The following is a 23,627-nucleotide window of genomic DNA, read 5'->3' as shown; positions in this document are numbered from 1 at the left end:
CCGGACACAAAAAAGCCCCTGTCATCGACAAAGTGACAGGGGCTTTTTCATGGGCCTGATTCAGGCCTTGTCGCGAGCCAGCAATGGCTTGAGGTAGAAACCGGTGTGAGACTGCTTCATCTCGGAGACTTCCTCTGGCGTGCCGACCGCAATGATCTGCCCGCCTTTGGAGCCCCCTTCCGGTCCAAGATCCACCAGCCAGTCAGCTGTCTTGATCACGTCCAGGTTGTGCTCGATCACCACCACGGTGTTGCCGTGGTCGCGCAGTCGATGCAACACGTCGAGCAGTTGCTGGATATCCGCGAAGTGCAAACCGGTAGTCGGTTCATCGAGGATATACAGCGTCTTGCCGGTATCGCGCTTGGACAGTTCGCGGGACAGTTTCACCCGCTGCGCTTCACCACCGGACAGCGTGGTCGCCGATTGCCCGAGCTTGATGTACGACAGGCCGACATCCATCAGTGTCTGAAGCTTGCGCGCCAGTGCCGGAACTGCGTCAAAAAACACCCGAGCTTCTTCGATGGTCATCTCAAGGGTTTCATGGATGCTCTTGCCCTTGTACTTGATCTCAAGCGTTTCACGGTTGTAGCGCTTGCTCTTGCAGACATCGCACGGAACATAGATGTCCGGCAGGAAGTGCATTTCAACCTTGATCAAGCCGTCGCCCTGACAGGCCTCGCAGCGTCCGCCCTTCACGTTGAAGGAGAAACGCCCCGGCCCGTAACCGCGCGAACGGGATTCCGGCACGCCGGCGAACAGTTCGCGAATCGGTGTGAATAACCCGGTGTACGTCGCCGGGTTGGAGCGCGGGGTGCGGCCAATCGGGCTTTGGTCGATGTCGACGACCTTGTCCAGATGCTCCAGCCCTTTGATGCTGTCGTGAGCCGCAGCCTCAAGCGTCGTTGCACCGTTGAGTGCCGTCGCGCTCAAAGGAAACAGTGTGTTGTTGATCAGCGTCGATTTACCCGAGCCAGACACGCCGGTGACACAGGTCAGCAGACCGATCGGAATGTCCAGATCGACGTTACGCAGGTTGTTGCCGCGCGCCCCCTTGAGGGACAACGACAACTTCTTGTTGCGCGGTGTGCGTTTGGCCGGTACGGCGATTTTCACCCGGCCGGACAAGTATTTGCCGGTCAACGAATCAGGATGAGCCATGACCTCGGCCGGCGTGCCTTCGGCGACGATATGCCCGCCATGCACGCCGGCACCCGGACCGATATCCACCACATAGTCAGCCAGGCGAATCGCATCTTCATCGTGCTCGACCACGATCACCGTGTTGCCGATATCGCGCAGGTGCTTGAGCGTGCCCAGCAGCCGATCGTTGTCGCGCTGATGCAGACCAATCGACGGTTCATCGAGGATGTACAGAACGCCAACCAGACCGGCACCGATCTGACTGGCCAGGCGAATCCGCTGAGCTTCACCGCCAGACAACGTGTCGGCACTGCGATCCAGCGACAGGTAGTCGAGACCGACGTTGACCAGGAACTGCAGGCGCTCACGGATTTCCTTGAGGATCTTGTCGGCAATTTCGCCGCGACGCCCGGTCAGTTTCAGTACACCGAAGTATTCGCACGCATCGCCAATCGGCAGATTGGTGACGGCCGGCAAAGTCTTCTCGCCGACCCAGACGTGTCGTGCCTCACGACGCAGGCGGGTGCCACGGCAATCCGGGCACGGCTGGGTACTGAGGAACTTGGCCAGTTCCTCGCGCACGGAGGCCGATTCGGTTTCGCGGTAGCGACGCTCCAGGTTCGGTACGATGCCTTCGAACGGGTGCGAACGTTTGACGATGTCGCCACGGTCGTTCAGGTACTTGAAGTCGACGTTCTGCGAGCCACTGCCGTGCAGGATGAACTTCTGCTGATCGGCGGGCAGTTCATTGAACGGCACTTCGAGGCTGAACTTGTAGTGCGACGCCAGCGACCCGAGCATCTGGAAGTAATAGACGTTGCGCCTGTCCCAGCCGCGAATCGCGCCCTCGGCCAGGGTCAGTTCACCATTGACCAGTCGCTTGATGTCGAAGAACTGCTTCACGCCCAAGCCGTCGCACGTCGGACAGGCGCCGGCCGGGTTGTTGAAGGAGAACAGTTTGGGTTCCAGCTCGCTGATGGCGTGGCCGCAAATCGGGCAGGCGAAGCGCGCGGAGAAGATGATTTCTTCACCCGGCTCATCGTCCATCGGCGCAACCAGCGCAATGCCGTCCGCCAGCTTCAGCGCGGTCTCGAACGATTCGGCGAGGCGCTGTTGCAGGTCGGCGCGGACTTTGAAGCGGTCGACTATTACATCAATCGAATGCTTCTTTTGTTTATCCAGCTTCGGCAGCTCATCCAGTTCGCAGATCCTGCCGTTGACCCTGGCCCGCACAAAGCCCTGGGCCCGCAGTTCTTCGAACACTGAAAGATGTTCACCTTTGCGCTCGCGAATCACCGGCGCCAGCAGCATCAGCTTGCTGCCCTCCGGCTGCGCGAGGACCAGGTCAACCATCTGGCTGACCGTCTGTGCTTCCAGCGGAATGTCGTGATCCGGGCAACGCGGAATACCCACGCGAGCGTAAAGCAGGCGCAGGTAGTCGTAGATTTCGGTGATGGTGCCGACGGTCGAACGCGGGTTATGCGAAGTCGACTTCTGTTCGATGGAAATGGCTGGCGACAGGCCTTCAATGGTGTCGACGTCCGGTTTTTCCATCATCGACAAAAACTGCCGGGCATAGGCCGACAGCGATTCGACATAGCGGCGCTGGCCTTCGGCGTACAGCGTGTCGAATGCCAGGGACGATTTGCCGGATCCGGACAGGCCGGTGATGACGATCAGTTTGTCCCGCGGCAGGGTCAGGTCGATGTTCTTCAGGTTGTGGGTTCGGGCCCCACGAATCAGGATCTTGTCCAAAGTGGCCTCGCTCGGCGGGCGTCGAAAACGTAGGAGTATACGGCCAAATACTGGATGGATGCACACTATCAAACGAGTGGATGACTGTCGTACATGAAGAGTCTGTCAGCGGAGCGCGTCAAAGCGTCGCGATATACCCTGTCAATCGATGGGACTGGTAGAATCGCCGCCGGTTCACATGAGGTTTTTCCATGCACGATCCCCACAGCGAACGCATGAGTGGCAGTGAGACCCGCGCAGCAAGCGGTCTGGCCCTTGTGTTCGCCTTCCGTATGCTTGGCATGTTCATGGTGTTGCCGGTATTGGCGACCTATGGGATGGATCTGGCGGGAGCGACCCCGGCCCTGATCGGGCTGGCGATTGGCGCTTACGGCCTGACCCAGGCGATTTTCCAGATCCCTTTCGGTTTCATTTCCGACCGCATCGGGCGTCGCCCGGTGATTTACCTGGGGCTGATCGTCTTCGCCCTCGGCAGCGTGCTGGCGGCCAATGCCGATTCGATCTGGGGCGTTATCGCCGGACGAATCCTGCAAGGCGCCGGGGCCATTTCCGCGGCCGTGATGGCGTTGCTGTCAGACCTGACCCGCGAACAGCATCGGACCAAAGCCATGGCCATGATCGGCATGACGATCGGTCTGTCGTTCGCGGTCGCCATGGTGGTAGGACCGTTGCTGACCCGCGCTTTCGGCCTGTCCGGATTGTTTTTCGCCACCGGTGGCATGGCGCTGTTTGGCATCGTGATCGTGATGTTCATGGTGCCGCGCTCCACCGGGCCGTTGCAGCATCGCGAGTCCGGCGTCGCGCGTCAGGCGCTGATGCCGACGCTCAAGCACCCGGACCTGCTGCGCCTGGACCTGGGCATTTTTGTGTTGCACGCGATGTTGATGTCGAGCTTCGTGGCGTTGCCATTGGCCCTGGTCGAAAAAGCCGGGCTGCCCAAAGAGCAGCACTGGTGGGTCTATTTGACTGCGCTGCTGATTTCTTTCTTCGCCATGATCCCGTTCATTATCTACGGCGAGAAGAAACGCAAAATGAAACGAGTTTTATTGGGCGCGGTGCTGACGCTGATGCTCACTGAGCTATTCTTCTGGCAGTTCGGCGATAGCTTGCGGGCTCTGGTGATCGGGACGGTGGTGTTCTTTACCGCGTTCAATCTGCTGGAAGCTTCGTTGCCATCGCTGATCAGCAAGGTTTCACCGGCGGGCGGCAAGGGCACGGCGATGGGGGTTTATTCCACCAGCCAGTTCCTCGGTTCGGCGCTGGGCGGGATCCTCGGCGGCTGGATGTTCCAGCACGGCGGTTTGTCGGCGGTATTCCTCGGATGCGCCGGCCTGGCTGCCCTCTGGCTGGCCTTTGCTGTTACCATGCGCGAACCACCTTACGTGACGAGCCTGCGCTTGCCGTTGTCGCCCGAGGCGATCCGCGAAGCGGGTCTGGTCGAGCGCCTGAAGGCCGTCGTAGGGGTAACAGATGCAGTAATCGTCGAAGATGAAGCGGCGATTTACATAAAATTGGACACCGAACTATTGGATCGCACCACCCTTGAGCGCCTGGTGAACAACCCGGCCGGGGCAGCGTGCGTAGCCTAGGAGAACGTTATGGCCCGTGGGGTTAACAAAGTCATATTGGTCGGCACTTGCGGCCAGGATCCCGAAGTTCGCTACTTGCCTAACGGTAACGCCGTGACCAACCTGAGTCTGGCGACCAGCGAACAGTGGACCGACAAGCAAACCGGCCAGAAAGTCGAGAAGACTGAATGGCACCGTGTGTCGATGTTCGGCAAGGTAGCGGAAATCGCCGGCGAGTACCTGCGTAAAGGTTCGCAGGTCTACATCGAAGGCAAGCTGCAGACCCGCGAGTGGGAAAAAGACGGTATCAAGCGTTACACCACTGAAATCGTGGTCGACATGCAAGGCACCATGCAACTGCTCGGTGGCCGTCCACAGCAGGGCGACCAACAAGGCGGGGGCAACAACTATCAGCAGTCCGCCCCGGCTCCACGCCAGCAGGCTCCGCGTCCGCAACAGTCGTCGGCACCTCAACAGTCGCGTCCGGCTCCACAGCAGCAGGCCGCTCCTCAGCCGGCTCCGGATTTCGACAGCTTTGATGACGATATCCCGTTCTAAGAAGCGGCTATTCAGTCAGTAACAAAAAAAGCGAAGCCAGTGATCTGGCTTCGCTTTTTTGTGGACGCTGTTAGCGGGATAAAGGGGTCACATTGGCCCGCGCCGTGTGCAGCTTTTTGTAGCTGTCGATCAACCGCAGGTGGCGGTCGAGCCCCTCCAGTTTCATGCTGGTCGGCGTCAAGCCATGGAAGCGTACGCTGCCGTCCACCGAGCCGATCGCTGCATCCATCCGCTCGTTGCCGAACATCCGGCGGAAGTTGGCCTCGTAGTCCTCCAGTTCCAGGTCTTCGTCCAGTTTCATCTCCAGCACCACATTGACGGCCTGATAGAACAAGCCACGCTCAACCGTGTTGTCGTTGTACTGCAGGAACATCTCCACCGCTTCTTTCGCCTCTTCAAATTGCTGCAAGGCGAGATAAATCATCAGCTTCAATTCCAGGATCGTCAGCTGACCCCAGGCGGTATTGTCGTCAAATTCGATGCCGATCAGACTGGTGATGTCGGTGTAGTCGTCCAGCTCGCTTTCCACCAGACGCTCTGCCAGTGCCTGCAGTTCGGCCTCGTCCAGGCGATGCAGGTTCAGGATGTCGGCGCGGAAGAACAGCGCTTTGTTGGTGTTATCCCAGATCAGATCGTCTACCGGATAAATTTCCGAATAGTCCGGCACCAGGATGCGGCAGGCCGTCGCGCCGATATGCTCGTACACCGCCATGTACACTTCCTTGCCCATGCCTTCGAGAATGCCGAACAAGGTTGCGGCTTCTTCGGTATTCGAGTTTTCACCCTGGCCGGAGAAGTCCCACTCCACGAATTCGTAATCCGACTTTGAGCTGAAGAAGCGCCACGACACCACGCCGCTGGAGTCGATGAAGTGCTCGACGAAGTTATTCGGCTCGGTCACCGCATGACCTTCAAACGTCGGCTGTGGCAAGTCGTTGAGGCCTTCGAAACTGCGGCCCTGAAGCAATTCGGTCAGGCTGCGTTCCAGCGCCACTTCCAGGCTCGGGTGCGCGCCGAACGAGGCAAACACACCGCCGGTACGCGGGTTCATCAGCGTGACGCACATCACCGGGAACTCACCCCCCAGGGACGCATCCTTCACCAGCACGGGGAACCCTTGTTCTTCCAGCGCCTGAATGCCGGCCAGAATTGCGGGGTACTTCGCCAGCACGTGGGCCGGCACATCCGGCAGTGCAAATTCACCTTCGATGATTTCGCGTTTGACCGCGCGCTCGAAGATCTCCGACAGGCACTGCACCTGGGCTTCGGCCAGCGTGTTACCGGCACTCATGCCGTTGCTCAGGAACAGGTTTTCAATCAGGTTGGACGGGAAATAAACCACTTCACCGTCCGACTGACGCACATACGGTAGCGAGCAGATGCCGCGCTCTTCATTACCCGAGTTGGTATCGATCAGATGAGAACCACGCAGCTCGCCGTCGCGGTTGTAAATCTTCAGGCAGTACTCGTCGAGAATGTCGGCGGGCAACGCATCTTTACGGCCAGGCTGGAACCAGCGTTCGTCCGGGTAGTGCACAAACGCAGCGTTGGCGATGTCTTCGCCCCAGAACTGGTCGTTATAGAAGAAGTTGCAGTTCAGTCGCTCGATAAACTCGCCCAGCGCCGAGGCCAGCGCGCCTTCCTTGGTCGCGCCCTTGCCGTTGGTAAAGCACATTGGCGAGTGCGCATCGCGGATATGCAGCGACCACACATTGGGCACGATATTGCGCCACGAGGCGATTTCGATCTTCATCCCCAGGTCTGCCAGAATGGCCGACATGTTGGCGATGGTTTGCTCCACCGGCAGATCCTTGCCGGCAATATAAGTGCTCGCCTCTGAACTGGAAGCAGGCATCAACAATGCCTGGGCATCGGCGTCGAGGTTGTCCACTTCTTCGATCACAAACTCAGGCCCGGCTTGCACCACTTTTTTCACGGTGCAGCGGTCGATGGAGCGCAGGATGCCCTGGCGGTCCTTGTCGGAGATGTCCGCCGGCAGCTCGACCTGGATCTTGAAAATCTGGTTGTAGCGGTTTTCCGGGTCAACAATGTTGTTCTGCGACAGGCGGATGTTATCCGTGGGGATATTGCGGGTGCTGCAATACAACTTCACAAAGTACGCCGCACACAGCGCCGACGAAGCCAGGAAGTAGTCGAACGGACCCGGTGCCGAGCCATCGCCCTTGTAGCGGATAGGTTGATCGGCCACCACCGTGAAGTCGTCGAACTTGGCTTCAAGCCGAAGGTTGTCGAGAAAGTTGACCTTGATTTCCATGGGGGATTACCAGAATAACGGGCTAGACGATTTGGCCGCCATTATCCGGCTTTTCGGCGGTAAGTCTTGTGGTTGTCCAGTCCCGAGACAGGTTTGCACCTGTTTCACCCCAAACGCCCGATGCACGGCACCGGGCTTTCTGTGTTTCGGGAGCGTCGGGTGGCAGCACCCGACGCGCAAGCGTTGATCAGTGATGCGCCGCCAGGAACTCGTCGGTGGACACCACGCTGGCATAGGCGAAACCCAAGGCCGACATGAACGCGGCGTGAACGTGGGCCGCCGGAACGGTGAGGCCGTTGAACTCCAGGTCACGTGAGGCACAGGCGTCATGAATGACCGTGACGGTGTAACCCATGTCGGCGGCTGCGCGGGTAATGCCGTCGATGCACATGTGGCTCATGCTGCCGATCACCACCAGTTCCTTGATGTCTTGTTCGTCGAGGATCGACTTCAGTTCGGTTTCGCGGAACGAGTTCACGAAATGCTTGAGCACCACCGGCTCGTCGGCTCGGTTGAGAACTTTGGGGTGCAGCTTCGCGCCTTCGGAGCCCGGAGTGAAGAACGGCGCGTCGTTGGAGGTGAATTCGTGGCGAATGTGCACCACCGAATCGCCAGCATCGCGGAAGGCCTTGATCAGGCGTACGGCGTTGTCTGCGGCGGCATCCGCACCGACCAGCGGCCACTTGCCTTGGGGGAAGTAGTCGTTTTGGATATCGACTACGATGAGTGCTTGCTTGGCCATGACTGTTTCCTCGAGTGGGTGTTGGGTGTGGAATGAAGTATCGGCTCTGGCAGGCCGTCCGAGGATTGGCCGCACCGACAATAGAAGGGGTAAAACTGACAATGGACGCACAAAGGGCAATCGCCGAGCTGGGCGTGCTGATTTATCCGGGCGCGCAGATGGCGGCAGTGCACGGGCTGACGGACTTGTTCGGAGTGGCGAACCAGATTGCTGCCGACTATCAGGCTTCACAGTTGCCGCTGTTGCGGGTCAGCCATTGGCAAGTCGATGGCGGTCAGGCACCCAAGCGCGTCTACGACAGCCATCCCGCGCCGGACGGTGCATTGGTGGCGGTGCTGATCCCGCCGTCGATTGCCGGTTTTTCCGAAGGCCAGGCGCCGCAAGGCTTGCTGAGCTGGATTCGGCAGCAACATGCACAAGGCGCGACCCTTGGTGGCGTCTGCGTGGGCTCGATTCTATTGGCCGAAAGCGGCCTGCTCGACGGCCGCAGCGCCACCACCCACTGGACCTCGGCCAAGGCGTTCGCCGAGCGTTACCCGGCGATCCGACTCAAGGCCGATACACCGATCGTCGACGACGGCGACCTGATTACCACGGCTGGGTTAATGGCCTGGTCCGAGCTGGGTTTGCGTCTGGTCGACCGCCTGCTGGGACCGAGCATCGCCACCGGCACGGCGCGTTTTCTGGTGGTGGAACACAGCGACAGCGCGAGCGAATGCGGCAGTAATTTTTCACCGATCCTCAGCCATGGCGACGCCTCGATTCTCAAGGTACAGCATTGGCTGCAAAGCACCGGGGCGACTGATGTGTCGCTGGCGGCGATGGCCGAACGGGCAGGGCTGGAAGAGCGCACGTTCCTGCGCCGATTCCGTGCGGCGACCGGGTTGAAACCCACCGAGTACTGTCAGCACCTGCGGGTCGGCAAGGCCCGGGAAATGCTTGAATTCACCAACGGCACCATCGATCACATTGCCTGGACCGTGGGTTATCAGGACCCGAGCGCTTTTCGCGCGACGTTCAAGAAGATAACGGGTCTGGCGCCGAGTGATTATCGGTCGCGGTTTGGCGTTTCGCCGACGGCAGCCGTGGCTCGTTAGCCCGAACGCCACATTGGATCTGAGCATGGCTTGGGTCGTGCAAAATGCCGGAACTGAAACAGGTGTCGTGCAGAATAAGACAGGCGTAGTGCTATCACCTTTTCAACAACTTATTGATTTGCCGTTCATTTCACACCGGGTGCGATTGGCCTGATCTCTGCACCCCTACCACTACATTCATCGAGCGCCGATTGAAGGGGGACGCATGACCCCAACAAACCGCAAGAAACTGGTAGTCGCCCATTCGGTGCGCCCCGACGCGCCACAACATGAAGTCGAATCCAACCGCGCGCTGGCCCGTTGGCTGGCGCAGATCCTCGGGCTCAAATTCGGTGGCAGTTTCGATCCCGAACTGCACAGCGGTCGTGACCTTTATCTGTTGCCCACCCAAACCCTGGTCGGTGCCGCTGCCGCGCGGCAGTTGGGCGTCAGCGGACCGGAGGATTTATGGGGTGGCTACGTCGAGCATGATTTCATCTGCACCAAAGCCATCAGCCACGGCCTGCGGAATAAAAACGCTCACGCTCCGCAAGGTTGGTCGCCGCTGTTTTCCGAGCGGGTGCGCAGTGTGGTGCTGGATGGCCTCAGCGTGTTTTCCCTCGACGATGCGCGCCCTGCGGCGGAACATTTGCTCTACAGCGGCCCCATTCGCATGAAGCCGATTCATGCCTGTGCCGGGCGGGGTCAGGAGGTGATCAACAGCCTTGATCAGTTCGACGAAATCCTTGCCAGGCCCGATGCTCAAACGCTGTTCACCGAAGGTGTGGTGCTGGAACAGGACCTGACCGACGTGGTGACCCACAGCGTCGGCCAAAGCTTCATCGGCGACAAAGTGTTGAGCTACTGCGGTGATCAATACTTGACCAGCGACGCCCAGGGCGAGCAGGTTTATGGAGGGTCCAACCTGCTCGTGGTGCAGGGTGACTACGACGATTTGCTCAAGCTGGACTTGCCCGATGAGGTGCGATTGGCAATCCGCCAGGCGCAGGTGTTCGACAGTGCCGCGGACGAAGCCTATCCCGGCTTCTACGCGTCGCGGCGCAACTACGACATCGCGCAAGGCCTTGACGCTAACGGCCTGCAGCGCAGTGGCGTGCTCGAACAGTCCTGGCGCATGGGGGGCGCCAGCAGCGCGGAAGTGGCGGCATTGCAGAGTTTCGTCAACCACCCGACCATGCGCGCCATCCGTGTGTCTTCGGTGGAAACCTACATCGATCAGGCGCTGCCGGCGGACGCCATCGAGGTGTACCGCGGGCCGGCGCAAGACAGTGAATTTCTTCTCAAGTACGTAACGGTCCAATCCTATGACGGCTAGAAGCGAAACCATTCAGATCGACATCGACGATGAACAGATGAGCGGGACTTTTCTCAGCCCCAAATCGAAAGTCCCCGGCGTGCTCTTCGTGCACGGCTGGGGTGGCAGCCAGGAACGCGACCTTGAACGGGCCAAAGGCATCGCCGGTCTGGGCTGCGTGTGCCTGACGTTCGACTTGCGCGGGCACACCGGCGGCACCGGCATTCCGCTGACGCGGGTCACGCGAGAAGACAACCTGCGCGACCTGCTGGCGGCTTACGACCGATTGCTTGCGCATCCGGCACTCGATACTTCGGCGATCGCCGTGGTCGGTACCAGTTATGGCGGTTACCTGGCGTCGATCCTGACGTCATTGCGTCCGGTACGCTGGCTGGCGCTACGGGTGCCGGCGCTGTATCGCGACGAGCAATGGCATACACCCAAGCGCGATCTGGACAAGATGGATTTGCGCGATTACCGCAGCACCCTGGTTCGCGCCGATAGCAATCGCGCGTTGCACGCGTGTTCGCAATTTACCGGGGATGTGCTGTTGGTGGAGTCTGAGACCGACGACTGGGTGCCACACGCGACGATCATGAGCTATCGCGCCGCGTGCCAGCAGACGCATTCGCTGACGCACCGGATTATCGACGGCGCCGATCACGCGTTGAGCGAGCCGGTTTCGCAGCAGGCGTACACCTCGATTCTGGTGGACTGGATCACTGAGATGGTGGTGGGTGAGCGGTTGAGCATCATTCAGTCCAAGTGATTTGTGGCGAGATAGCTTGCTCCGGCTGGACTGCGCAGCAGTCCTCTTCTTTTCAGAGATAAAGGGGGCCGCTTCGCGACCCGGCGGGAGCAAGCTCCCTCGCCACAAGAGCCGTAATCACTTGGGCTTTTTCGCGATCCGCAACGACTTGGCCTTGGCCTCGACCACCAGATACATCACCAGCGTAATCAGCAACGGCAAGATGAAATAAATTGCCCGATACGCCAGCAACCCCGCCACCAGGCTCCCCCGCGACACCTCATGCTGCAGCAACGCCACAAACACCGCTTCCAGCACCCCAAGCCCCGCCGGAATGTGGGTGATGACCCCGGCAATGGCGCTGATCAGCAACACCCCGAGCACCAACGGATAATCCAGTTTGCTCGGCAGCAAAGTGAAAATAACCGCCGCCATCAGCGACCAGTTCAGCGCGCCGAGGCACAGTTGCAGGATCGCCATGCGCAAGGAAGGCAGGTTGATTTCCACGCCTCGAATGGCCCACTCGCGCCGCTTGGAAAACCGGCACGCCGCCAGATAACCCGCGCTCACCAGCAATAACAAAACGCCCACCCCTTGCAACGCGCCAGTGCTGAGTTTCCAGCCGGGCGGCATGCGCACCAGTCCGCTGCTGAACACCGCGCCGGCAATCACCATGTAGCCAAACCAGTTGGTCGCCAGGCTCAGGCCGAGGATTTTCGCGATGTTGCTTTTGCTCACGCCGAGCCGCGAATACAAGCGATAACGCATGGCGATGCCGCCGACCCAGGCGCTGAGGTTAAGGTTGAACGCGTAGCTGATGATGCCCACCGGCAGTATCTGCTTCCAGGTCAGGTCCTGACGAATGTAGGTGCGGCCGATCAGGTCGAAGCAGGCGTACACCAGGAAACTCACCAGCGTCAGCCCGGAGGCAATGATCAGCGTGCGCACCTTGAAGTCGGCGAGGGTATCGAACACCTCGTTCCATTCGATGCGCTGGGCCAGCATCGTGAACAACACGATCAGTGCCAGGAAAAACAGCATCGTCAGCGGTTTTTTCCAGCGACTCCAGCGGGTTTTTTTTACCGAGGCAGGTGTCGTGCTGTCGGCGTGAGGCGCCGAGTGTGTTTCAGCGCGGTCCATGAAGATCACTCCCGGCAACGTGGGTGAAGGGTTTCAGGCGCGGCTTGTGTGCCGGCAGCCAGCCGGCCCACGCCGGGAAGTGCCGCAGAAAGTGAAACACCAGAAAACCGACGGTCATGTGCCAGACCCGCCCGCGCGGGGATTTATCTGCCGACATGGCTTTGCAGTGGTTGTTACTCAGCATTTCGAGGCGTTCGAACAAATCGCGGTTGAAGGCACGATCGCGGATCAGCACGTTGGCTTCCAGGTTCATCGACAGGCTCAGCGGGTCGAGATTGCTCGAACCGACGGTGCTCCAGTCCTCGTCCACCAATGCGACTTTGCCATGCAGCGGCCGCTCGCAATACTCGTGAATCTGCACGCCGGCCTTGAGCAAGTAGTCATAGGTCATGCGCGCGGCCAGTTTGGCCACCATCATGTCCGGCTGACCTTGCAGAATCAGCCGCACCTCGACGCCACGGCGAGCGGCGTTGCGAATCTCGCGCAGCAGGCGATAGCCCGGGAAGAAATAGGCGTTGGCGATGACCACGCGGCGCTGGGCACTGCGCAGCACCTGTCGATAAACCTCTTCGATATCGGTCCGGTGATCGCCGTTGTCGCGGTACACCAGCCTGACTTGGCCATCGTGGTCGCTGAAGGCCAGTTCCGAACGCCGCTGCCGGCGCCGCTGCCACCAGTATTTGGCCCGCGCCGGGCGGCCGCTTTGCAGCAGGGCGAAATGATGAATGTCCGCCACCGCCGGGCCTTGCACTTCAACCGAGTAATCCTGCTTGGCCTCGGGACCGAAGTCAGCCAGATGATCGGCGGAAAAGTTGATTCCGCCGATGAACGCAATCGTGCCGTCGACCACCACAATCTTGCGGTGCAGGCGCCGAAACCAGTTGGTGCGAAAGCCGAGCCGTTTCGGTGCCGGGTCAAATATCTGAATGCGCACGCCGGCCTCGCTCAATGCCGCGAGATAACCGGTGGTCAGCTCGCCGCAGCCAAAACCGTCGAGGCTGGCGGTGACGCGCACGCCGCGTTGCGCCGCCTCGATCAGCACTTGCTGCAGCTCGTTGCCCACCTTGTCCTCGAACACGATGAAGGTTTCCAGGAGGATTTCAGTCTTGGCCTGGCGCATGGCCTCGAACACCCGCGGAAAATACGCTTCGCCGTTCTCCAGCAGTTCCACCAGGCTGTTGCCTTGCCAGCCGTATTGGACGTCGACCACGCCGGGTTCACGGATCGACGGGTGGGTGGCCAGGTGTTCCGCAGTGGTCTTTTCCATCGGTGCGCTGCTCATAGCTCGATCTCCACCGATAGCGGTGCGTGGTCGGAAAGGTGTGACCAGGGCCGTGCCGCCAGGACTTTCGGGTGGCTGGCCTTGAGGTTGCGCACGTAGATGCGGTCCAGGCGCAAGGCCGGCAAGCGCGCCGGAAAACTGCGCGCCGGTTTGCCGTGGTGTTCGGCGAACACCTCGCGCAGCCCACAGGGTTTGAGCAGCGTATCGGCGCGCTGGCGCCAATCGTTGAAGTCGCCGGCGACAATCACCGGCGCATCAGCCGGCAACTCTTCGAGGCGCTGGGCCAGCAGCTTCAGCTGTTCGTTGCGATGGGTTTCGCGCAGGCCCAGATGCACGCAGATGGCGTGCACCTCCGGGCCGTCGCCGGGCAGGCGCAATACGCAATGCAGGATGCCGCGGTTCTCGTGTCCGCTGATCGACACGTCGAGGTTGTCGTGGCGAATGATCTGGAATTTCGACAGCAGCGCATTGCCGTGATCGCCCGCCGGGTACACCGCATTGCGTCCGTAGGCGAACTGCGGCCACAGCGTATCGGCAAGGAATTCATACTGCGGCATTGTCGGCCAGTTGCTGTAGCGCCGGGGATGATGTTCGTGGGTGCCGTGGACTTCCTGCAAAAACACCACATCGGCGGATACGCTGCGCACCGCTTCACGCAGTTCCGGCAGGATGAAGCGCCGGTTCAGCGCGGTAAAACCCTTGTGCGTGTTGACCGTCAGCACGGTGAAGCGGCGCACGGCGGCCATGGCTGGCGGCTGGTCATCGATGGCACTGAACGGCTCGGGCCCATTCATGGCAGCACCCCTTCGGCATCCGGCTCGCCGGGGGCGGTGGCGAGGTTCTTGTCGAGATGAAAATGTTCGAGCAAACGGCGGGCATCGAAGGGCGCGCGGACTTTGATGTCATTGTCGAAATAGCAAAACACTTCCCGGGATTTGCGTGCCTTGGGTTTTTGCCGTGGTGCGATCAGATGCGCGTCGGAGGGTTGTCGGCCGTGGTTCCAGGCCTCGATCCGCGCGGCCCAGCGTTCCAGCGCTTCGGGGGTGTAACCGCTGGCATAGAGTTCTTCGGCGCCGTGCAGGCGCAGGTACACGAAGTCGCTGGTGATGTCTTCGCGATACGGCCATTTACCGGCGGTGTCAGCAATGACCAAGGCGACGTTGTGGCGTTTGAGCAGGCGGACAAACGCCGGGTCGATGAAGGTGTCGTTTCTGATCTCGACGGCATGACGCAGCGGCTTTTTCTTATACGCCTTCATGCTGGCGTGACCGTTCACGTGTGAATCGTGCTGGCGGGCGAGGGTGGCGGCCTGTTCGGTGTTGCGGGGCAATTGCTCGAGAAAGTGGTCGAACAGCTCAGCGTCGAATTTGAAACTGGGCGGGAATTGCCAGAGGACAGGACCGAGTTTTTCCTTGAGTTCCAGTACCCCGGAGGCAAAGAAATTCGCCAAGGGTTTATGGACATCTCGAAGGCGTTTGATGTGGGTGATGAACCGCGGGGCTTTGATACTGAAGACGAAGTCTGCCGGGGTTTCGTCGTACCACTGGGCGTACCGTTCGGGCCGTTGCAGGGCGTAAAACGATCCATTGATTTCGATGCTGTTGACCGACCGTGACGCGAACTGCAATTCGCGCTTCTGGGTCAGCCCCTTCGGGTAGAAATCCCCCCTCCAGGGTGTGTAGCGCCAGCCTGAAATACCAATGTGAATCCCCGCCATGTCGCCTCCCGTCTGATGGTCCTCGGTTGCCCCTGTCTTTTGATGACTGCGGGGCAAGCGAGAAAGTTTCGACGGGGCTACAGACGGTAAACGCTCGAAAGACCACCGAGGATCCTGTGGGAGCGAGCTTTATCAGTGGCCGGCGACGACGCGGGTCGAACCTTCAGCCGGTTCGGCATACACCGGGCCGAGACGATCAAGACGACCGCTCCACGCGGTCAGCGCCAGTGCCACCAGCACTACCAGGCCACCGATCCATGCGGTATGGATCAAGCCCATATGAGCGACGATCAAACCACCGCCCCACGCACCACCGGCAATGCCGAGGTTGAACGCGGCGATGTTCAGCCCAGACGCCACGTCCACCGCCTGCGGCGTGTGATGTTCGGCCTGACGCACTACATACACCTGCAAGCCCGGCACGTTGCCGAATGCAACCGCACCCCAGACCAGCACGGTGGCCAGCGCCAGCCATGGGTTGCCGGCGGTGAACGTCAGCACGAACAGCACGGCGGCGAGCAGGGCGAAGATGATTTTCAGGGCGCTGATCGGGCCGCGTTTGTCGGCCAGTTTGCCGCCCCAGATGTTGCCGACTGCCACCGAGATCCCGTAGACCAGCAGCACCAGGCTGACGGTGCTGGCGCTGAAACCGGAGATGTCCTGAAGAATCGGCGCCAGGAACGTAAACGCGATGAACGAGCCGCCGTAACCGACCGCCGTCATGGCATACACCAGCAGCAGACGCGGTTGCTTGAGCACCTGCAATTGCTGCAACAGCGAAGCCGGTTTGCTGTGCGCGATGTTCTTCGGCACGTAGAGCAGGCTGCCGATGAAGGCGATCACACCCAGCGCAGAGACGGCGAGGAAGGTTTCACGCCAGCCGAAATGCTGACCGATAAACGTCCCCAGCGGCACGCCGGTGACCAGCGCGACCGTCAGGCCGGTGAACATGATCGCAATCGCACTGGCGGCTTTTTCCTTCGGCACCAGGCTGGTGGCAATGGTCGAGCCGATCGAGAAAAACACCCCGTGGGCCAGGCCGGTGACGATTCGCGCAATGATCAGCGATTCGTAGCTCGGCGCTTTCCAGGCCAGCAGGTTGCCGAGGGTGAACAACACCATCAGCGACAACAGCAGCAGTTTGCGCGGGACTTTGCCGGTGAGAGCGGTCAGCACCGGTGCGCCGATGGCAACGCCCAGGGCGTAGAGACTGACCAGCAGGCCGGCAGACGGCAGGCTGACGCCAAGGTCGGCGCCTATCGTGGGTAACAGGCCAACGATGACGAACTCGGTCGTCCCGATGGCAAAGGCGCTGAGGGTCAGCGCGAGCAAGGCAATGGGCATGGCTGCAACTCCGGTGGATTGATTGATGGAGCGCAGTGTCCGGGTTTGGGTTGTGCGGAAAAATAGAGGGGTGGGCATTTGATATTTGCGTTCAGGTCAAATATCCGAGGGCGAGTGCAACTCTGTGGCGAGGGCGCTTGCTCCCGCTGGGGAGCGAAGCGCCCCCCAAAACCTGCCAATCGGTTTATTCAGATACACCGCGAGCATTGATTTGCTACGGCTGCGCAGCCGAGCGGGAGCAGGCTCCCTCGCCACAGTGATTGGGTTATCTCGCGGCCAGAACCGAACTTGCCGGGCATTTGCCAATCAGTTCCTAACAGACCCTTTTCAAGGAGCTCCCCGTTTTGCTCAAGTTCAAGACCGCGATATTACTGGGGGCGTTGCTGTTTCTCGGCAGCAACGAACTGGAAGCCACCACGCTGCCGGGACTTCCCGCCGCAGCGGAAGAGCCAGCGAAACCTGAACCGCTGGTCCAGGGCGGCTTGCTCGGGGCGATCAGTTCCAGCATCGACGACGTTCAGGACAAGCTCGACCTCAACGAAGACCTGGTCGACGCCTGGCGCCTGCGAGCGGATCGGGCGGCGGATGAAGTCGACAAACTGGTGAATCGACCTTCGTCTCGATCACCGATGAGCGTGGTCGGCGATTTCCTGTTGTTGTCCGGCGTCTGGCTCGGCGTGTTCGCCTTGCTCACAGTGCTCGGCGCCCTGCTGGACAAGCGCTTGAGTGCCGGGCGTTTTTTTCGAAAACGGCAACGCAGCCAGGACCTGCTCGGCTACCTGCTGCCGTTCACGATTCCCGCGTTGATCTGCCTGCCGCTGACGTTATACGTCAGCCATTTTCTGCCGAACTCGGTGGGCCGGGCGTTGGCCCTGTGTTTTGCCTACGCCACCAGCAGCGGCATTTTCTCCACCTCGATGTTCTTGTGCGTGATCGTCATGTTCAACACCGGGCACAAGCGCCGGGCGGTGCAGATCATTCGTGATTACTGCCCCAAACCGCTGTTCCTGATCGGCTTCCTTGCGGCGCTCAGCGACGCCTTGACCAGCCCGCAGATCGCCCGGCAGCTGGGCGGCAACATCACCAGCAGCATCGCCGTGTTCACCGGGCTGTTTGCTTCAATCATCTTTGGATTGCTGGTGATTCGCCTGAGGCGTCCGGTGGCGCATCTGATCCGCAACCGGGCGCTGGCGCAGCGCTTGAAACAGCCTTCCTTGCAGGAATCCCTGCGGATCTTTTCCCGGCTCTGGTACTGGCCGATTCTGCTGATGGTGATGGTGTCGGCGATCAACCTCATCGGCGTCGGCGAGGACAATCAGAAAGCCCTGCGTTGTGCGTTGTTCACCACCATTCTGTTGATCGCCACGGTGTTCCTCAGCACGATTTTCCAGCACCTGTTCAATTCCGGAAAAGCCCAAGCGATCCAGCGCAGCAGTGCCTACAAAGAACGCTTTCTCAGCTTGCTGCATGCACTGCTGCGGATTGTCATGGCCGTGGCGTTCATCGAAATTCTCGGGCGTATCTGGGGCGTCTCGCTGTTCGAGTTCGCCGAGCGCAACTCGGTGGGCCGGGCGATCAGTGAGTCGCTGAGCAGCATGGGCCTGATCTTCCTGGTGACCTGGTTGCTGTGGGTGGTGCTCGATACAGCGATTCAGGAAGCGCTGAAGCCGCCGATCAATAAACGCACGACACAGCCCAGTACGCGGGTAAAAACCATTCTTCCACTGCTGCGCAACGCGATCAAAATCATCCTCGTGGTGATCTGCGCAATCACCACCATGGCCAACCTCGGTATCAACGTCGCACCGCTGTTGGCGGGTGCCGGGGTGGTCGGCCTGGCCATCGGTTTCGGCTCGCAGCAACTGGTGCAGGACGTCATCACCGGCCTGTTCATCATCATCGAAGACACCCTGTCGATTGGCGACTGGGTCGTGCTCGATTCCGGGCATGCCGGCACCGTCGAAGGCCTGACCATCCGCACCTTGCGCCTGCGCGACGGCAAAGGGTTTGTGCACTCGGTGCCGTTCGGGCAGATCAAGGCCGTGACAAACCAGTCGCGGCAATTCGCCTATGCGTTTTTCTCGGTGCAGTTCACCTACGACACCGACGTGGACAAGGCCATCGAGCTGATTCGCGAGGCGGGGGAGTCGATCCGTGAGGACGCATTTCTCAAGTACAACCTGCAAGGGTCGCTGGATGTGTTTGGCGTCGACAAAATGGACCTCAACGGCGTGGTGCTGACGGCGCAGTTCCGTACGGTATCGGGTGGGCAGTATGCGGTGAGCCGGGCGTTTAACCAGCGTTTGAAGAAGCTTGTGGATAACAGCCCATGGGTGCATTTCGCGCAGACTTATCCACAGCAGGTTTTAATGCCGAAGCGGGGGATGGGGGAGCCGGAAAATGACGGCGCAGCGCCGGAGAATTCGCCGGTGTTGCTGCCGGATCAGCCGCGTACTCAATGATTTTTCTTGGGACCGGCCGGGACAGCATCAATGCCGGATCAGTTTGTTGCGTATTTCGATCGTCGATTCCAACCAGAAAACCTGCTTTCCGGCGATCTCGGCAGCCACCGGAAGACCATCGCGATACACCAGTCGATTGCTCGCCAACGCCGGTACTTTCGCGCCGGGTAACAGCGTGCCCGCCAGGTTCAGCGGATCCACCCCGCACACAGCGATCAAACTGCCGTCGTGTGCCCGCCGCCGAACTTCCCGCAGCAATGGGATCGCCTCGGGCAAGGCGAACTGCTCACCTGCCAGGCCATTCACGAACCGCCCACCACGAATCTCGCCGCGGGCCTCCAGCCGATGGAACGTGCGCAGCAATTCGCGCCAGCTCGGCAACCAGTCTGCTTCGCGTTCCAGCAGGCGCCAGAACACCACGCCATAGCGGCGCAGCAAGGTCAATGCGATGTGTTCCAGCGTGTCGCTCGGTGTTGGATGTTTGTTGTCCACGGTGGGCGCTGGCGGCCCGCGTCGAAGCAAGGCCCAGCGACCGGCATCGTCCATGCCGCCGATAAACGCCCCGCGTCCGCGACGGCTGCTGCGGGCCTGGCGTTTGCTCGCCGGCGTAATCAGCGCCCGCAAACCGGCAAAGCTGTCGGCGTTCACCAGCCCGGCGCCGACCAGTTCCTGCAAGGCGATTTCCAGCTCAGAGCGCAGCAGATGAGCCTCGTGAATCAGCTCATCGAAAAACAGCGCGCCATGCTGACTGAGTGCTTGATGAACCTTTTGCGTTTTCGGCGACAGTTCGCTGACGGGTGTCTGCTCGGTCAGACTGCTCCACAACCCGACCTGACTGCGCGGCAGCAGCACAATGGGCGTGCTGCGCAACGCGGTGCTGGTGCTTTTGCTGCTTGCAGTCAGGCGCGTCCAGACCAGTTTGCCGCTGCGACACAGGTCATCCAGCCAGCTTGCCGAATAATCCTTGATCCGCGCCGGCAGAATGTCGCTGTCCCAGGCGGAAGCTGCGGCAGGGTAGCCTTCGAATTGACTGACAATCGCTGGCAACACGGTGCTGCCCTGGCCCTGAGTCGCCGCAGAAAGATGCTGCCAGTCAAACAGGAAACGCATGAAATCCTGCAGCGCCACGGGTTCGATTTCCCGCCGCAGGCGCTTGACCGTGTAGCGATGAATCCGCGCCAGCAAATGCCGTTCGCACCATTCCTCCTGATCGGTGCCGGGGGTGAATCGCCCGCGCAGCACATAACCTTCGCGCTCCAGTTGTGCCAGCGCCTGGGTGATGTGTATCGGAGGAAATCCCAGCGGTTCGGCAATCGCGCTCAGCGGCAACGGACCAAAAGCGCTGAGCCGCGCGCGGATGACTTCCAGCAACGCGTCGTCCGGCTCCCAGGCCTCATCGAATCCCGGCAGCGCCTCCAGCGGGGGGAACAATTGTGCCTGTGGATACATCGCCCGCAGGCACGTCAGTCGTTCCACTGCCAGCCACAGTGATCGCTCGGCATCGACCTGCAACCGACTGGCGCGCCCGCTGTCGGCAAGTGCGTTCAGCCACTCGGGCCACTGCGGATTGGCCTGTGCCTCGGCATCGCTGATGCACGCCAGACTCATCAGCGCCTCATGCATTTCATCAAGGCCGGTCGGCGTCGGCCAGGCCTCATCGTGTACCGCTTGAATCGCCTCGGCATCCAGTGCGCCGAGGTCGTCGGTGGACTGCGGATCGGTCCAGCGCCGGTTGAGCACGGCTTGGGTTCGGCGCTCTTCCAGCGGCGCGTCGTCAAGGAAGGTATAAGGTCGGGCGCTGAGAATTTCTGCCGCCAGTGGCGAGGGCGCGGGCAGGTCACGGCTGATCAGGCGAACGTCGCCGTTTTCCATCCGGCGCAACAAGGCCAGCCAGCCTTCGCAGTCCATGGCTTCGTGCAGGCAATCGTCGAGGGTTTGTTCCACCAGCGGATGGTCGGGAACCTCGCGCTCGCCGGCGAGGTTTTCCACGCAGGCAATCTGGTCGGGGAACACACTGGCGATCAGGTCTTCGCTTTTCATTCGTTGAATCTGCGGCGCGACTTTACGCCCGCCGGTGTAACGCGGCAGCGCCAGCGCGACCCCGGCATTCCAGCGCCAACGCACGCCGAACAGCGGCGCATCGAGTACTGCTTGGATCAGCAGGTGCTCGGCGCTGTTGCTGTGCAGGTAGCGCCAGACATCGTCGAGCTCAAAACTGTGGCTGGTGGACAGCGACAGGACGATCGCGTCTTCGCTGGCGGCGGCCTGCAATTCGAAATTGAAGGTACGGCAGAATCGCTTGCGCAGGGCCAGGCCCCAGGCGCGGTTGATACGGCTGCCGAATGGCGTGTGGATGATCAGTTGCGTGCCGCCGGACTCGTCGAAAAAACGCTCCATCAGCAGCGTGTCCTGGGACGGCAGGGCGCCCAGTGTCAGGCGCGCGCGGGCGAGGTAGTCCACCAGTTGTCCGGCGCTGGCGAGGTTGAGGCCGAGGGTGTCGGTCAGCCAGTCGAGGGCGGGTTGCAAGTTGCCGGGCGTAGCGCCGAGCAGGGCATCAAGTTGCGCTTGCAGGCGGGCCACGGCGAAGGACAATTCAGCGCTGCGCCCCGGCGCTTCACCGAGCCAGAACGGAATGGTCGGCGGCTGCCCGTGAGCATCTTCGACCCGGACTTTACCGGTGTCGACCCGCAGGATTCGGTACGAGGTATTGCCCAACTGAAAGATGTCGCCAGCAATGCTTTCCACCGCGAAATCTTCGTTGACGCTGCCGATGTTCAGCCCTTGCGGTTCCAGCAGCACGCTGTAGTCGGCGTTGTCCGGAATGGTGCCGCCGCTGGTCACGGCGGTCAGTTTGCTGCCCCGGCGACCACGCAACGTGCGCGTCACGGCGTCGCGGTGCAGGAACGCGCTGCGAATGCCCTGGCGACCGTTGTAGCCTTCGGCGAGCATCTGCAGCAGCGCCTGATAATGTTTTTCGTCGAGGCCTGCGTACGGCGAGGCTTTGCGGAACATTTCCAGCAGCGCTTGTTCCGGCCATTCCTGGCAACTGACTTCGGCGATGATTTGCTGGGCCAGTACATCCAGGGGAGCTTGAGGAATGTTCAACGTGTCGAGTTCGCCCCGGCGCACGCAGTCGAGCAGGGCGGTGCATTCGATCAGGTCGTCGCGGGTGGTGGCGAATAACCGGCCTTTCGGTGTGCCACCGACCTGGTGGCCGGAGCGGCCGACCCGTTGCAGAAAACCGGCGATCGAGCGCGGTGAAGAGATCTGGCAGACCAGATCGACATCGCCGATGTCGATCCCCAATTCCAGCGACGCCGTGGCGATCAGCACTTGCAGGTCGCCGCGCTTGAGCCGCTGTTCGGCGTCGAGGCGGAACTCCTTGGCCAGGCTGCCATGGTGGGCGGCGACCGCTTCCTTGCCGAGACGCTCGCTCAAATGCCGGCTCAAACGTTCGGCCAGGCGTCGGGTGTTGACGAAAATCAGCGTGGTGCGGTGTTCGCGGGCGAGGACGGCGAGGCGGTCGTAGACCAGTTCCCAGACATCATTGGCCATGACGGCGGACAACGGCACCGGCGGTACTTCGATGCCCAGATCCCGCGGCCGCGCGTGGCCGATGTCGATGATCGCGCATTCGCGATCACGTCCCACCAAAAAGCGCGAGACGGCTTCGATCGGTTTTTGCGTGGCGGACAGCCCGATGCGCATCAGCGGTGTTGCGCACAACGCCTGCAAACGCTCCAGGCTCAAGGCCAGATGACTGCCACGCTTGCTGGCGGCGATGGCATGGATTTCGTCGACGATCACCGTGCGCGTGGTGCCGAGCATTTGCCGGCCGGAGTCGGAACCGAGCAGCACGTAAAGGGATTCCGGGGTGGTGACCAGAATGTGCGGCGCGGTCTTGCGCATCGCCGAGCGGTCTTTTTGCGGCGTGTCCCCGGTGCGCACGGCGGTGGTGATCTGCAGCTCGGGCAAGCCCATCACGCGTAACTGTTCACGGATGCCGGTCAGCGGATTTTGCAGGTTGATCTGGATGTCGTTGGACAAGGCCTTGAGCGGCGAGACGTAGACCACCAGGGTTTCGTCAGGCAAACCGCCTGCGGTTTCCTGGGCACGGTGAACCAGGTCATCGATGACGGCGAGAAACGCGGTGAGGGTTTTGCCGGAGCCGGTGGGCGCGGCGATCAGGGTCGAACGGTGCTGGCGGATCAGCGGCCACGCCCGGGCCTGGGCGGCGGTAGCCGTCGGAAAGGTGCTGCTGAACCAGGCGCTGACGGCGGGGTGGAAGCCTGTCAGGGCCGCGTCCGTGGGAATGGGCAGATTCATGGAACAATTTATGCGGGTGGGGATGGGAAGATGCAAGTACCGCTCGGTTTATCACCGGCTTTGTGGCGAGGGCGCTTGCTCCCGCTGGTCTGCGCAGCAGCCCCAAAACCTGCCTCTCTGTTCATGCTGACACTGCGAGCCGCCCGATTTACGACGGCTTCGCAGCCGAGCGGGAGCAA

At 60.9% G+C, this 23,627-nt stretch carries 15 protein-coding genes; 6 read left to right on the top strand and 9 right to left on the bottom strand.

The annotated features are described in order from the left end of the window. Positions 1-60: 60 nt before the first annotated feature. The gene (gene uvrA, locus B723_RS01645) at positions 61-2,895 is read right to left on the bottom strand and encodes an excinuclease ABC subunit UvrA (protein ID WP_017341067.1); all 2,835 of its coding nucleotides are present in this window, start codon (positions 2,893-2,895) and stop codon (positions 61-63) included. Between the two features lie 191 nt (positions 2,896-3,086). On the opposite strand from uvrA, the gene B723_RS01640 reads away from it, so the two are divergent. Further along, positions 3,087-4,484: an MFS transporter gene (locus tag B723_RS01640; protein ID WP_017341066.1), complete on the top strand. Its 1,398-nt coding sequence runs from the start codon at positions 3,087-3,089 to the stop codon at positions 4,482-4,484. Between the two features lie 9 nt (positions 4,485-4,493). Further along, complete coding sequence (locus B723_RS01635) at positions 4,494-5,021, top strand: single-stranded DNA-binding protein (RefSeq protein WP_017341065.1); 528 nt, start codon at positions 4,494-4,496, stop codon at positions 5,019-5,021. 70 nt (positions 5,022-5,091) lie between these two features. Here the strand turns inward: B723_RS01635 and B723_RS01630 are convergent, their stop codons facing one another. Both B723_RS01630 and B723_RS01625 read right to left on the bottom strand, forming a co-directional pair. Beyond that, on the bottom strand, positions 5,092-7,296 hold the full coding sequence (locus B723_RS01630; protein ID WP_017341064.1) for an OsmC domain/YcaO domain-containing protein: 2,205 nt from the start codon (positions 7,294-7,296) through the stop codon (positions 5,092-5,094). Between the two features lie 187 nt (positions 7,297-7,483). Beyond that, the gene (locus tag B723_RS01625; RefSeq protein ID WP_017341063.1) at positions 7,484-8,038 is read right to left on the bottom strand and encodes a cysteine hydrolase family protein; all 555 of its coding nucleotides are present in this window, start codon (positions 8,036-8,038) and stop codon (positions 7,484-7,486) included. 101 nt (positions 8,039-8,139) lie between these two features. On the opposite strand from B723_RS01625, the gene B723_RS01620 reads away from it, so the two are divergent. From B723_RS01620 to B723_RS01610, 3 genes are all read left to right on the top strand, one after another. Then, a complete protein-coding gene (locus tag B723_RS01620; protein WP_017341062.1) occupies positions 8,140-9,135 on the top strand; it encodes a GlxA family transcriptional regulator in 996 nt (331 codons plus the stop codon). Between the two features lie 205 nt (positions 9,136-9,340). After that, positions 9,341-10,450 carry a DUF3182 family protein gene (locus B723_RS01615; RefSeq protein WP_017341061.1) on the top strand — a complete coding sequence of 370 codons (1,110 nt, stop codon included), beginning with the start codon at positions 9,341-9,343 and terminating at the stop codon, positions 10,448-10,450. Continuing rightward, positions 10,440-11,198: an alpha/beta hydrolase family protein gene (locus B723_RS01610; RefSeq protein WP_017341060.1), complete on the top strand. Its 759-nt coding sequence runs from the start codon at positions 10,440-10,442 to the stop codon at positions 11,196-11,198. The genes B723_RS01615 and B723_RS01610 overlap by 11 nt, the downstream gene beginning before the upstream one ends. A 117-nt stretch (positions 11,199-11,315) precedes the next feature. Here B723_RS01610 and B723_RS01605 read toward each other — a convergent pair whose 3' ends face one another. The 5 genes from B723_RS01605 to B723_RS01585 form a co-directional block, all read right to left on the bottom strand. Beyond that, positions 11,316-12,317 (bottom strand): lysylphosphatidylglycerol synthase domain-containing protein, encoded by a 1,002-nt coding sequence (locus tag B723_RS01605; protein WP_017341059.1) that lies wholly within the window; start codon positions 12,315-12,317, stop codon positions 11,316-11,318. Continuing rightward, positions 12,304-13,599 (bottom strand): cardiolipin synthase ClsB, encoded by a 1,296-nt coding sequence (gene clsB, locus B723_RS01600; RefSeq protein ID WP_017341058.1) that lies wholly within the window; start codon positions 13,597-13,599, stop codon positions 12,304-12,306. Before clsB ends, B723_RS01605 begins: the two co-directional genes overlap by 14 nt. Beyond that, a complete protein-coding gene (locus B723_RS01595; protein WP_017341057.1) occupies positions 13,596-14,393 on the bottom strand; it encodes an endonuclease/exonuclease/phosphatase family protein in 798 nt (265 codons plus the stop codon). The genes clsB and B723_RS01595 overlap by 4 nt, the downstream gene beginning before the upstream one ends. Then, positions 14,390-15,316, bottom strand: a complete 927-nt coding sequence (locus tag B723_RS01590) for a DUF72 domain-containing protein (protein ID WP_017341056.1) — start codon at positions 15,314-15,316, stop codon at positions 14,390-14,392. Before B723_RS01590 ends, B723_RS01595 begins: the two co-directional genes overlap by 4 nt. A gap of 132 nt (positions 15,317-15,448) precedes the next feature. After that, the gene (locus B723_RS01585) at positions 15,449-16,660 is read right to left on the bottom strand and encodes an MFS transporter (RefSeq protein WP_017341055.1); all 1,212 of its coding nucleotides are present in this window, start codon (positions 16,658-16,660) and stop codon (positions 15,449-15,451) included. Positions 16,661-17,004: 344 nt separating this feature from the next. Between B723_RS01585 and B723_RS01580 the strand changes: the two genes are divergently transcribed. Then, positions 17,005-19,122, top strand: a complete 2,118-nt coding sequence (locus tag B723_RS01580; RefSeq protein WP_017341054.1) for a mechanosensitive ion channel family protein — start codon at positions 17,005-17,007, stop codon at positions 19,120-19,122. A gap of 27 nt (positions 19,123-19,149) precedes the next feature. Here the strand turns inward: B723_RS01580 and B723_RS01575 are convergent, their stop codons facing one another. Beyond that, positions 19,150-23,448: a DEAD/DEAH box helicase gene (locus B723_RS01575; protein ID WP_017341053.1), complete on the bottom strand. Its 4,299-nt coding sequence runs from the start codon at positions 23,446-23,448 to the stop codon at positions 19,150-19,152. Between the last annotated feature and the right edge of the window lie 179 nt (positions 23,449-23,627).

The sequence above is a fragment of the Pseudomonas fluorescens NCIMB 11764 genome, assembly GCF_000293885.2.
GTDB lineage: Bacteria > Pseudomonadota > Gammaproteobacteria > Pseudomonadales > Pseudomonadaceae > Aquipseudomonas > Aquipseudomonas fluorescens_B.
The sequence above is the reverse complement of the archived record's forward strand: the minus strand, read 5'-3'. Positions and strand labels throughout refer to the sequence as shown.

Coding starts and splice junctions, on each gene's coding strand:
- B723_RS01640 (WP_017341066.1), top strand. CDS start 3,087: ATGCACGATCCCCACAGCGAACGCATGAGTGGCAGTGAGACCCGCGCA.
- B723_RS01635 (WP_017341065.1), top strand. CDS start 4,494: ATGGCCCGTGGGGTTAACAAAGTCATATTGGTCGGCACTTGCGGCCAG.
- B723_RS01630 (WP_017341064.1), bottom strand. CDS start 7,296: ATGGAAATCAAGGTCAACTTTCTCGACAACCTTCGGCTTGAAGCCAAG.
- B723_RS01625 (WP_017341063.1), bottom strand. CDS start 8,038: ATGGCCAAGCAAGCACTCATCGTAGTCGATATCCAAAACGACTACTTC.
- B723_RS01620 (WP_017341062.1), top strand. CDS start 8,140: ATGGACGCACAAAGGGCAATCGCCGAGCTGGGCGTGCTGATTTATCCG.
- B723_RS01615 (WP_017341061.1), top strand. CDS start 9,341: ATGACCCCAACAAACCGCAAGAAACTGGTAGTCGCCCATTCGGTGCGC.
- B723_RS01610 (WP_017341060.1), top strand. CDS start 10,440: ATGACGGCTAGAAGCGAAACCATTCAGATCGACATCGACGATGAACAG.
- B723_RS01605 (WP_017341059.1), bottom strand. CDS start 12,317: ATGGACCGCGCTGAAACACACTCGGCGCCTCACGCCGACAGCACGACA.
- clsB (WP_017341058.1), bottom strand. CDS start 13,599: ATGAGCAGCGCACCGATGGAAAAGACCACTGCGGAACACCTGGCCACC.
- B723_RS01595 (WP_017341057.1), bottom strand. CDS start 14,393: ATGAATGGGCCCGAGCCGTTCAGTGCCATCGATGACCAGCCGCCAGCC.
- B723_RS01590 (WP_017341056.1), bottom strand. CDS start 15,316: ATGGCGGGGATTCACATTGGTATTTCAGGCTGGCGCTACACACCCTGG.
- B723_RS01585 (WP_017341055.1), bottom strand. CDS start 16,660: ATGCCCATTGCCTTGCTCGCGCTGACCCTCAGCGCCTTTGCCATCGGG.
- B723_RS01575 (WP_017341053.1), bottom strand. CDS start 23,448: ATGAATCTGCCCATTCCCACGGACGCGGCCCTGACAGGCTTCCACCCC.